The following is an 11,223-nucleotide window of genomic DNA, read 5'->3' on the forward strand; positions in this document are numbered from 1 at the left end:
CGCCCCTGTCACGTCCGCTCGGGGAAGACCACAGCGATGCAGTCCATCCACCCGCGGTGTCAATGCAATCCATCGATGCCGCATCGATCGACGGCGAAGTCAAATGCGAAGACGACCGGATCGAATGGGCATCATCGGGTCACGGTGTGACTCACTTGTGCGTTGTGTTCGATACCACGAAGTGAGCTGATGACCGAGACGCTTTCCCCCGTCGCCGTTTTTCGAGAAGCCGCCTTGAGATCTGATTTGCTCAAGGCGGAGCAGTGGGAACGCGCCGCCAAAGAGGTGAAACAAAACCTCGCCAGCGAAGATCGCTTGAACCCCGAGTTGGTCTGCGAAGAAATGTCCAAGGTGTTGGTTCGCGACCGAATCTTGACGTCTTACCAATCTCAACAAATCCGCGCAGGTCGAACCAAGCTGACATTGGGCAACTACGTCATCACCGAGTTCCTCGGCCAAGGCGGCATGGGGCAGGTCTTTGGTGGCGTGCACAAGATCATGGGCCGACAATGTGCAATCAAAGTTCTGCCGCTACAAAAGTCCGACCCGCTGAGCCTGGAAAGCTTTGCTCGCGAGATTCGGCTTCAGTCGAACCTCGACAGTCCCTATTTGGTGCGAGCCTTTGACGCGGGCAAGGACGGCAAGGTTCACTACTTGGTCACCGAGTATGTCCCGGGAACCGATCTGCGACGATTGGTTCGCGAGCACGGTCGCCTGTCGATGCAACAAGCCGCCTCGATCATCGCTCAAGCCGCCGCGGGGCTGGCCTACGCTCATGAATCCGGTTTGGTCCATCGCGATGTGAAACCAGCCAACATCATGGTCACTCCCGACGGTCACGCCAAAGTATCCGACGTCGGTTTGGCGGCTTTGTCATTCGGACCGGATGATGATCCTCGGGCTGGCATGGTGGTTGGAACCGCGGACTACTTATCGCCCGAACAAATTCGAACACCAGACCAAGTCGGACCGCCCAGCGATATTTATTCGCTCGGTTGCACGCTGTACTACGCCTGCACAGGCTCAGTGCCATTTCCTGGTGGCGATTCCAAATCGAAATGCCGACGACATTTGAACGAGATGCCGCTCAAGCCGACTCAACACGCACCGGAACTCAGCGAAGCGTTTGTCGACACAATCGCGGACATGATGGAAAAGGAAGTCTCTCGGCGAATCACCACCGCTGCGGAAGTCGTGATGCGTCTGAGTCCGTGGGCAACAATGGATGCTGACACAAACGACTCGGGATCCATCCAAATCGGCGAAGGAATGCAACCGGTAGCAATCCCCGCCGCTGGCATCCCTAGCCCGGAAGACTCGTTCGGCGAATCGATGCTCGACGAAATGAGCTGGGACAATGTTGGTTTTGCCGCATCCGCCCCTGACTCATCCACGTCAAGCACCAGCTCTGTTGTCACTCCACCGCCACCTCCTCGAGACCCACCGCCGGAAAACCCCGTCTCCGCTGCTTCGCAGGCGACCGGAATATCGAGTCCAACCTGGTTGGTCAGCATCCTCGTCTTCACGGCGATCGGTTTTCTGTTCGGATACCTCACCGCTCGCGGTGTGTTGTTCTGAGAAGAAACGAACCGTCACAAGCCCCATTAGTCGCTTGAGCGATGATCGGGTTGTACATGGTCAGCGTGTCCATCATTGAAACAGCCAATGGTGACGGAAGACAAAGGCATGCAATCTGCTTGGATGCTACTTAATGAACTGCCAACGTACTTCTCTGACGATCGTGAATGCAGCCGCGATCTTTTCGGCGGCGACCTTCTACCTCGTGCTGCTCCTAGGTTGGGTGCTTCCAGCATTGAGAGCCCAACCGGGACTGCACCCGGCAACGCATTGGTATCTGATCGGGTTCCTACTGTTCCCTCCCATGGTCACCTACGCGGTGTGGCAAGCCTATCGAGAAGGAGCCAACACCTTTGCGAAAATCATGGAATCGCTTCGCGTACGCCCAATGAGCAGGACAGACTGCATCCATGCAGTTGGCGGAATCTTCGCAGTGCTGGCTGGAACTGGTTTGATACTCGCGGCCTGGAACATCCTAGCTCGGCTTGGTTTCTTGCCGCCGGTTGAAACAGAACCCTGGTGCATCGACATGTCGCCGCTGGAAGGTGGAGACCGTCTGCTGCTTTTGCTTTGGGCACCCATGTTTGTGCTGAACATCGTCGGCGAAGAGTTGCTATGGCGAGGCTATGTGCAGTCACGCCTCGCGATGCGACACAGTTGGTTGGCGATTGGATTGCTATGGCTCGCCTTCCACATCCCATTTGGCGTTTCAACACTGGTCCTCTCGTTGCCTCTGATGCTGATCCTGCCCTTCATCTTCGACCGCACTCAGAACACAACCGTCGCAATCCTAATCCACGCCATGTTCAACGGCCCCGCCTTCCTAGCCGCAGCCTTCGGCCTACTACCCAGCTAAACCCGCGAACCCGAGCGGCCTCGGGTTGTACCGCAGACCATCTTCGCGATGAAGTCTCGATAGATGCACATTGGAATGATGCAACCGATTAACACCGCATCATTCAGAAGGCCTCATCCAGAGCGACCTTGGACAAATGACTCCGGAGGAGCCCACGTACTTGGCGCGAGGTGCAAGCCTCGAAACCAATCGCGGACGAGATGCAGCAACATCGTCCCGGTGGGACCGTCGTGAGTGGATTGCAAAGTGCAAATTGTTCATTGCAAATCGCAAAGTGTTTCCGGCTTGGCAAGTCACCAGTTTCACCGACCTGCAATTGCCAATTTGCAATGTCCATTTTGCAATTTGCAATCGCCCCCTTACCGACGGAACAGTTGGGGACAACTGTTCTACTCTGACTGGCACCAGAAGATGCCCGATTGCAGTCGTGGATGTGAAATCAGCTTCTCAGCCAAAGCGTTTGACACGACGCGTTTTGTGACCAAGTGTTTGCCAAAGGACCGTGATCACTGTTCCCGCAACCGTGCGGTGAACGCTCCTCTCTCAGCTCACACGAAATTACCCGCCGATGGCTTCCTCTTCTCCAACTCGATTTGGTTTGCTGCTTTCCATCGCGATCTTTGGACTGGGCGGATGTAGCATGTCGGAGATCACGGGCACATACAGCGAAGAGTCGTTTGACCGGTTGGTCGACCAGGACAATTTGGTTTTGGTTAAGTTCGGGTCGTACTCGTGCGGTCCCTGCAATCGCTTGGATGAGGAACTCAAAGCACTCAAAGCCGATCCTCCAGAGGGTTTGGAGATCCATTCCATCAGTCTCTGCGGCAATCAAGATCTCGCTCGCAAGTTCAAGATCACTGGCATCCCACGAATGATGCTCTTTCGCGATGGCGAAAAGCTTGGCGATCACGTCGGCTTTCAAACGGAAGATCAAATTCGCAGTTGGATCGGGGCGATGAATGGCGTCGTCGGCGACGTTCACACCAATCCCTTCGCGGCAAAAACCAACTCCGAAAACGAAACGCTGCCGCACAAGTCGTAGGCTTGAGACCGGCAAGCGGTGCGTTGCCAACAACGATTCGCAGCGTCAGGCGTACGGCCCCCTCGTCTAAGCGAATATGTCGTGGACCACTTTCCCGGCGACATCGGTCAGGCGGAAATCGCGGCCAGCGTGACGATACGTCAGTCGCTCATGATCGAGTCCTAACAGATGCAACATCGTGGCGTGGAGATCATGCAGATGCACTTTGTTCTCGACCGCGTAGTAGCCGTACTCGTCCGTCGCACCGTACTGGATTCCGGTTTTCAATCCAGCCCCAGCCATCCACATCGTGAAACCTTCTGGGTTGTGATCGCGTCCGTCCTGTCCGGATCCCTGGCACGTCGGTGTGCGTCCGAACTCGCCGCCCCACAACACCAGCGTGTCGTCTAGCAAACCACGCGTCTTCAAATCTTTCAGCAACCCCGCGATCGGCAAGTCGACCTCGGCCGCATTTTGTGCATGTCCTTTGCGTAGATTTCCATGCTGGTCCCACTGCACTTCCGTGTTGCTGTGCGTGACCTGGACAAACCGCACGCCACGTTCGGCAAATCGGCGTGCCATCAAGCACTGGCGTCCGAAGTCCGCCGTGGTTTCGTTGTCGATGCCGTAAAGTTTGTGTGTCGCCTCTGTCTCGGCTTCCAAGTCCAACGCCTCCGGCATTTCGGTTTGCATTCGAAACGCTAGTTCAAACGACTGGATACGAGCTTCCAGGTCGGAATCCGGGCCGGTCGTTTCCAAGAAACCTCGATTCATGGATTGAGTCAAATCCAGCTGCATACGTTGGGCATCCAGCGACAGACGAGCGTTCTCGACGTACTTCACACGGGCTTGATCAGATGATTGACTGGCGTTGCCAATCGGAGTCCCGGAAACGCTGGCGGGCAGAAACGCCGAGCCCCAATTTTTCGTCCCGCCGTGTGCTAATGTCGGACAGATGGTGATGAATCCGGGCAAGTTCTGGTTCTCGGTGCCCAAACCATACGTGACCCACGAACCCATGCTGGGACGCACAAACACGTCGCTGCCCGTGTGCAGCTTCATGCTCGCGCCGCCATGAGCCGGGTTAGTGCCGTGCAGCGAATTGATAATGCACAAATCGTCGACGCACTCTGCGACATGGGGGAACAATTCACTGACCGCGATCCCGCTCTCGCCGTATTGCTTGAACTTCCAAGGTGACGCCAACAGATTGCTGGTCGGAGCAAATTGGACACGAGGCTTTTCAAACGGCAACGGCTTGCCATCGTCCTTCTGCAACTGAGGCTTGTGGTCGAATGTGTCCATGTGCGACGGGCCACCTTTCATGAACAGAAAGATCACGCGTTTCGCCTTTGGCGGGAAATGTGGCGTCGTCAAAAGCGACGCGGCACTGCCGCTGGCCCCTCGAGCCTCGTCCGCAAGCAGCGATGCCAACGCGAGCGATCCAAATCCCGCCGCGGTGTTTTGCAAGAACCGTCGTCGTGAGAACTGCATCAGCACAGGTGGGATTGAAGGAGGCGGGACTTCATTGGATGAACGAAGTTTCTAACGCAGATAGACAAATTCGCTGGACGACACCACGGCTTGGCAAAACGTTTGCCAAGCGGAGCGTTCCGGACTGGACTCGCTGCTAAGGGAATCAACATTGTTTTCTCGCAGAATCGTCTCGAATCGTGAGAGGAACCGGACGCCGTCGGATATCTCCGCATCGCTAGCTGGCCGTCCGTAAGCTTCCAAGTACAAACGTTGAATGCGTTGCGCGGAGTCGGCGTCATCATTCAGCAAACGATCTGCCATCGCAAACGTCAGCTCAGACACCATCTCAGAGTTCATCAGGAACAATGCCTGCGGCGCGATCGTGCTGGTATTTCGATCGCCGTTCAGAACACTCGCGTCGGTGTAGTCGAACAACTGGAACATGTCGTACAAGTGATTGCGGATCACTGGCACGTAGATCGAACGTCGATTCGAATCGTACTTTGATTTGTCTTGCGACGTGTGGTTGAACACATACTCACGATTTTTGTACTGCATGATGTTGCCGCCGGTGGTCCGGTCGAGTTGACCACTGACAGCCAACAAAGCATCGCGAATTGCTTCAGCTTCCAGCCGTCGCACGCTGAATCGCCAATACAACTGGTTGCCCGGATCCCGTTCCGCGTTGGACGCGTCAAAGTCGCTACTTTGTTGATAGGTTTGCGAAAGCACGATCATCCGGTGCATCGCCTTGATCGACCAACCTTCCTCGACAAATCGAATCGCCAACCAATCCAACAATTCTGGATGCGTTGGTGGGCTGCCCTTCAATCCAAAGTTGTCGACAGTCGGAACCAAACCTCTGCCAAAGTGGCCACGCCACAAACGGTTGACCATCACGCGGGCGGTGAGCGGATGACGCCCATCGGTTAACCAACGAGCAAACTCGAGTCGACCGCTTTGGTCGGCTGGAATCACCGGTTGATCATCGAGAGCCAAAACCTCAGGCACGCGGCGAGGAACCACGTCGCCGAGGGTCAGGTGACTGCCGCGAAGATGGACGGCGGTGTCTGCGATATCGCCATCGACAACGCCCATCGCAGTTGGTAACTCCGGCGTTTCCTTTTTCAAACGATCGAGATCTTCACGAAGTGTGGCAAGCTCCGTCTGAGTTTCATCCGGAAATCGCTTCTCAATCTCATCCAGTTTGGCCGCGGCATCGGGTGCCGGTTCCAACTTTGACTTGGCGTCCGCAATCTCTTTTACGATCAACTCTTCTTGATCGGCGATCCTTTGTTGATGCTGCTTCAGTTTCTCCGCCTGGTCAGGTGTCTCAATCGTATTCTCATGCCATTCCGCGACCGTCTCGTAGCTGTCCATCGTTTGAGTGCTTTGAAAGATCCCCGCCAGTCCGTAGTAGTCGTGGTGACTGATTGGATCAAACTTATGCGTGTGACAGCGGGCACACCCGAGCGTGAGCCCCATCAGACTGCGACCGACGGTATCGATCTGTTCATCGATGATGTCCATCTCCATCTTGGCTTGGTCCTTTTCCGCCAGAACCTTTGGCCCCAAAACGAGGAAGCCGGTTGCGATCAAACGCTCGTGAAGAAGATCAACGTCGCTGCCCGAATCCAGCAGATCACCCGCCAATTGCTCGACGACGAATTCGTCGTAGCGTTTGTCATCGTTCAGTGATCGCACGACGTAGTCACGGTAACGCCACGCGTTCCCATGGACCACATTCTCATCCAGCCCGTTCGAATCGGCATAGCGAGCGACGTCCAACCAATGGCGTGCCCAACGTTCACCGTAGTGAGGAGAAGCGAGCAAACGATCGACCACTTTCGCGAATGCGTTGCCCGAATGATCGGACAGAAAGGCATTGATCTCCTCAGGTGTCGGCGGCAAACCGGTCAAGTCAAACGTGACTCGGCGGAGAAGCGTCCGTTTGTCGGCGGGCGGGTTGGGACTCAGGCCTTCGGCATGCAATTTGGTCAGTACAAATGCATCGATCGGGTTTGGAACATCCATTGATGCGTCACCGATCGGCGGAGTCGCTTTCACAGGCGGCTGGAACGCCCAGTGCTTGCGACCTTCTTCCAAGTCCACCTCGTTCCGCGGAACAATTGGTCCGACCGTGTTTGAGTCGGGATGGGGTGCTCCCATCTCAACCCACCGGATAACGTCCGCAATTTGAATGTCTGACAACTTCTCGTCCGGCGGCATCTTCAGATCGTTGTCGTGATAGCGGACGGCAGTGACCAACAAGCTGCTCGTTGGTTTCCCTGGAACGACGGATGCCCCCGCCAATCCACCGGTCAGCATTCCCGCCAACGTGTCAACGCGAAGTTCGGATTCCTGCGAGTCCTCACCATGACACTCGTAGCAGTGGTCGATCAGCAAGGGGCGAATCTTGGATTCAAAGAAATCCAGCGATTCCGATGTGGGCTCTACTGCGCCGAGTTGTTCAAGCTCATCGTCCGCCTGAGCAGCAACGGAACCGACCACTATTGCCAGCACGACCGTCAAAATTGCGATGTGCGAGATCAGGCCAACGGTCGATACGCCGCGATGCGATTGCCCACCGGCAAGAGAGATCAAAGACGAAGTTCGCAAGTGAATCGGATGCATTGGCCGTCTCCTAGAAATTGGCGTCTCTGGCACAATCGGCCCCTGAATTTTCCGATTCGAACTGGTCCCACATTACGAAGGTCCCCAATCCCGCTTCGTCGATATCATTCCGAGTGTCAATCCGCTCGCATGCAACCACAAACGTAATCAGAGCCGGATGACTCATCGCACTCATCACCGCACCGAACGTTTGATTAAACATCCCGATTTGGACGCGGAGTCATCCTAATATAGATCCGGCGGTCAAACCAATCGGATGCCGTCTTTCTCGATCGTGATAACCTTTTGCTTGTACAAGCCACCGATCGCCTTTTTGAATTGCTTTTTGCTCATGCCAAACAAGTCCGAAATCTGCTCCGATGGCGACTTATCGTGAACGGGTGCAAATCCGCCGTGGTCTCGCAGATAGTCTTCGATGATCTGGCTGTAATGATCACGAATTTGCTGGCCGCTCTTTAGGCTCAGATCAATCTTGCCATCAACGCGGACGTGTTTGACATATCCTTGGATGGTTTGGCCGAAACTGATTCGCTCGTCCACGTCGTCATTGTAAAGCAATCCCCAGTGGCTCTGGTCGATGATCGCCTTGTATCCCATTTCGGTGCTATTCGCGATGATCAATTCGACCGCCTGCTGCGCGTAGAAACCGTGTTCAGGATCGCTGCTCACGTACTTGTCAATCTTGGACGTGGCCGTGATTCGATCTTGGTTATCCAGGTACAGAAAGACGATGTAGGACTTTCCCACGACCATCGGCCGATGTTGCTCAGCAAACGGCACCAGCACGTCTTTGTCCAATCCCCAGTCCAAGAACGCGCCCAACGGCGTGTTTTCTTTGACTTCCAAATACGCGAATTCGCCAACCTCGCCTTTGGGAACTTGCGTGGTCGCGATGGGGCGGTCGTCGGAGTCGGTGTAGAGAAAGACTTCGACAATGTCGCCGGGGCTCAAGCCATCCGGGGTGTGCTTTTTGGGCAGCAGGATCTCACCCAAGTCTCCAGCATCCAGAAACACGCCGAAGTCGGTCTGCTTGACCACTTCTAAATCATAAGTGCCGCCGATTTCGATCATCATGTTTGGTGTTCCAGCAACTCAATCAGCAGCAGCTTTGTCGATCGATCGCGATCCCGTCCGCCGGGGACCGAAATCACTTCGAGTTTTTGCGTTTCTTCAGCGGAGGATTGCTATGAAGGATCTCGCCTGAATCAGCGACCTTCAGGTAATAGGACGCACCGATGTGGATCCGTTTTGAGAGAGAGAACTCTCCGATGGGTTCCAGCTCTTCCCAAACATTGACCCGGTAATTGCCGTTGTGATGCCGACACACTTCCACGCGGTGCAGTCGCGGAGGTCTGCCAATTTTCTCAAGTATCTGCGACTTGATCGTCGCCGAGTGGTCGGCAAGCGACTCCGGCTCATCTTTCTTCGGGGCTGGTTGATCGACTTTTGCCATGCTTTCCTCGGCCACTTGCGGTTGATTGAACCTGAACTGTATCCGAACCGCCTTCCGTTCGATACGAGGCCGGAAATCGGCGAAGTGACAACCGCAACTCCGATTGGGCGTCCCAAATCACCTCGAAAGCTTGCTGGCCAAGACCTCTGGTTCCGCTTCCATTGGCAATTGATAGCAAGCCGCTTCCTGCGAATTGCGGACATACAATCGGTCGCCGATGACCACCGGGTGATTCCACGTTTTGCCCTCAATGGCTTGAAACGTCGACAATTCTTGGTGCTCAGACGGGTTCGCCTCCAGCAAAACGATCTCGCCCCGCTCACCAACCACCAGCAACACACCCGATTCGGCCAGCATCAAAACTTGGCCTTTGCCGTATCGCCCACGTTTCCAATTGCGTTTGCCGGATTCCAAGTCGATGCAGGTGAAGATTTCTGCGTCAAAACCGTAGGCGTGACCGTCATGAATCACAAAGTCGTTGAAGTCGGGCTTTAACTTTCGCGATGACCAGCGTTCCTCGACCTCAAATCCGCTTTCGGTCGAAGTCAACTTGAAGCACCGCGTTTCCTCTTGGCTGGCCAAAACAACCAAATCGCCCGAGAACACTTGTGGTTGCACGGCGCTGTATCCATCCAGCTTCCACTCGTAGTCGCAACGCGATTCGCCGGTTGCCGGATCCAAGACATTCATCCCCGCGTTGGTGAACATCGCCACGTACTTTTCGTCCGAAAGCGTCAACAACTGTGGGGAGCTGTAGGAATGATCGCCGGCCGGGGCTGACCATTTCAAATCACCGGACTCGATATCAAACGCGAGCGTTCCCTTGTCGCCGTCGCCTCCCGCATGAACGACCACGACCGAGCCAATCACCAACGGAGATGAGGAGAAGCCCCACATCGGAGGCTCACGGTCAGCCACTTCTCGCAAATCCACTTCCCAGATCTTTTTGCCACTCTTCGCATCCAACCGTTGCAGCTGTCCGCTTGCACCTTGAGCGAAAACGCTTCCGCCGGAAAGGGTCGGAGTTGCTCGGGGTCCGGGACCTCCGAGCGGATCAAAAAATCGCGATTCGATTTCCTGAGCCCAGACCTCTTTGCCCTCGTCTGCCGTGTAGCAAACAACGGTTTCCTTCTCACCACGTTGTTCTTGGGTGAAGAGCAGGTTTCCAGCAACGGCAAACGATGACCATCCAGGCCCCACGGGAACCTTCCAAACCAATTCCGGTTTCTTTGATGACCAATCTGTCGCAATCGCCGGTCCGCTTTGCTGGCTCACTCCGCCAGGACCGCGAAAGTGAGGCCACTGCGGGTTGCCAAGCCATTCATCAACTTCGTCCGTGGAGCTCATGACATCACTGGCGGATGGCGAATCCGATCGATCAGCCAACATCAGTTCTTCCGCAGTTGGTTCCCAGCGCCAATGCAGATCCAACGCAAAGTTACCCCACATTCCTTCATTGCGCAGCAGAGTCGCGTAACCAAATCCGCAGAGTGTTAATAACAAGACGATGATCGTCCGTTGAAAGGACAGCCATCCGCTCAACAGCACCGCACCAATGCCAAAGGCTGCGGTCCCGAATGGAACGGCAACAATCATGATGCCAGGACCGATCATTGTCTCGTCTAGCGAACAGATGCACCCGCCGGCGATCAACAAAGCACCGAAGAATCCAACCAGCCGTTCTTTCATGGAGGCACGACTGAACGTCAGCCACCAGAGCAAGATCAACCCGCCCAAGATCACTGGCCCAATCACCGACACCATTAGCAACATGATCGGCGCGTCTTCAACCATCCCCGGCCCAAACCGAGCGATCGCCATCAGCAACAACAGCACGACCGCAGGCCAGACTCGCAACGGTTTCAATCCACCCGATGCACCATCGCTGATCGAAGACTCGGCCGCCGAGTTTTCGGGTGTTGCTTCCTCGTTGGACTCAGTTTCAGTGTCGCTCATAACGGCTCTTTCGGTTGGTCGTTGAATCGATGTTTGGCGATTGCTTTGGTAGCACAAACGGGGCGAAACAACCAGCCAAAGAGCTGTTTCCGATGCTATGAAGGGGATTTCGAATGGTTGGGTGCATTGGGTGCAGAGATTGCTTTGGTGAGTCGCCGTTTCACCTTCCCTCACTTTGCTGAACCTTCCTACCAGAGAGGTCGTGGAGTTTTGAAGTGCCGTGCTCGCCAGGTTGAAATCACCCTCCTG

9 protein-coding genes are annotated in these 11,223 nt (G+C 55.2%); 4 read left to right on the forward strand and 5 right to left on the reverse strand.

The features are described 5' to 3' along the window. The 4 genes from B2R17_RS21750 to B2R17_RS21765 all read left to right on the forward strand — a co-directional run. On the forward strand, positions 1 to 185 hold a 185-nt coding region (locus B2R17_RS21750), incomplete at its 5' end, for a hypothetical protein (RefSeq protein ID WP_286765645.1). Between the two features lie 4 nt (positions 186 to 189). Next, positions 190 to 1,578, forward strand: a complete 1,389-nt coding sequence (locus B2R17_RS21755; RefSeq protein WP_286765646.1) for a serine/threonine protein kinase — start codon at positions 190 to 192, stop codon at positions 1,576 to 1,578. A 133-nt stretch (positions 1,579 to 1,711) separates the two neighbouring features. After that, positions 1,712 to 2,434: a CPBP family intramembrane glutamic endopeptidase gene (locus B2R17_RS21760; protein WP_286765647.1), complete on the forward strand. Its 723-nt coding sequence runs from the start codon at positions 1,712 to 1,714 to the stop codon at positions 2,432 to 2,434. 568 nt (positions 2,435 to 3,002) lie between these two features. Further along, positions 3,003 to 3,476: a thioredoxin family protein gene (locus B2R17_RS21765; RefSeq protein WP_286765648.1), complete on the forward strand. Its 474-nt coding sequence runs from the start codon at positions 3,003 to 3,005 to the stop codon at positions 3,474 to 3,476. A 66-nt stretch (positions 3,477 to 3,542) separates the two neighbouring features. Here B2R17_RS21765 and B2R17_RS21770 read toward each other — a convergent pair whose 3' ends face one another. The 5 genes from B2R17_RS21770 to B2R17_RS21790 form a co-directional block, all read right to left on the reverse strand. Beyond that, positions 3,543 to 4,949 (reverse strand): DUF1501 domain-containing protein, encoded by a 1,407-nt coding sequence (locus tag B2R17_RS21770; protein WP_286765649.1) that lies wholly within the window; start codon positions 4,947 to 4,949, stop codon positions 3,543 to 3,545. 51 nt (positions 4,950 to 5,000) lie between these two features. Further along, a complete protein-coding gene (locus B2R17_RS21775) occupies positions 5,001 to 7,565 on the reverse strand; it encodes a PSD1 and planctomycete cytochrome C domain-containing protein (protein ID WP_286765650.1) in 2,565 nt (854 codons plus the stop codon). Between the two features lie 243 nt (positions 7,566 to 7,808). Beyond that, positions 7,809 to 8,639, reverse strand: coding sequence for a CvfB family protein (locus B2R17_RS21780; protein WP_286765651.1), 831 nt, complete (start codon positions 8,637 to 8,639; stop codon positions 7,809 to 7,811). A gap of 73 nt (positions 8,640 to 8,712) precedes the next feature. Beyond that, complete coding sequence (locus B2R17_RS21785; RefSeq protein WP_236615896.1) at positions 8,713 to 9,018, reverse strand: hypothetical protein; 306 nt, start codon at positions 9,016 to 9,018, stop codon at positions 8,713 to 8,715. 117 nt (positions 9,019 to 9,135) lie between these two features. After that, positions 9,136 to 10,974: a PQQ-binding-like beta-propeller repeat protein gene (locus tag B2R17_RS21790; RefSeq protein ID WP_286765652.1), complete on the reverse strand. Its 1,839-nt coding sequence runs from the start codon at positions 10,972 to 10,974 to the stop codon at positions 9,136 to 9,138. Positions 10,975 to 11,223 lie beyond the last annotated feature (249 nt).

Source organism: Rhodopirellula sp. UBA1907, from assembly GCF_002337565.1.
GTDB lineage: Bacteria > Planctomycetota > Planctomycetia > Pirellulales > Pirellulaceae > Rhodopirellula > Rhodopirellula europaea.

Bases quoted from the DNA above. Each gene is read 5' to 3' on its own strand.
- B2R17_RS21780 (WP_286765651.1), bottom strand. From the start codon at position 8,639: ATGATGATCGAAATCGGCGGCACTTATGATTTAGAAGTGGTCAAGCAG.
- B2R17_RS21760 (WP_286765647.1), top strand. From the start codon at position 1,712: ATGAACTGCCAACGTACTTCTCTGACGATCGTGAATGCAGCCGCGATC.
- B2R17_RS21790 (WP_286765652.1), bottom strand. From the start codon at position 10,974: ATGAGCGACACTGAAACTGAGTCCAACGAGGAAGCAACACCCGAAAAC.
- B2R17_RS21755 (WP_286765646.1), top strand. From the start codon at position 190: ATGACCGAGACGCTTTCCCCCGTCGCCGTTTTTCGAGAAGCCGCCTTG.
- B2R17_RS21775 (WP_286765650.1), bottom strand. From the start codon at position 7,565: ATGCATCCGATTCACTTGCGAACTTCGTCTTTGATCTCTCTTGCCGGT.
- B2R17_RS21785 (WP_236615896.1), bottom strand. From the start codon at position 9,018: ATGGCAAAAGTCGATCAACCAGCCCCGAAGAAAGATGAGCCGGAGTCG.
- B2R17_RS21765 (WP_286765648.1), top strand. From the start codon at position 3,003: ATGGCTTCCTCTTCTCCAACTCGATTTGGTTTGCTGCTTTCCATCGCG.
- B2R17_RS21770 (WP_286765649.1), bottom strand. From the start codon at position 4,949: ATGCAGTTCTCACGACGACGGTTCTTGCAAAACACCGCGGCGGGATTT.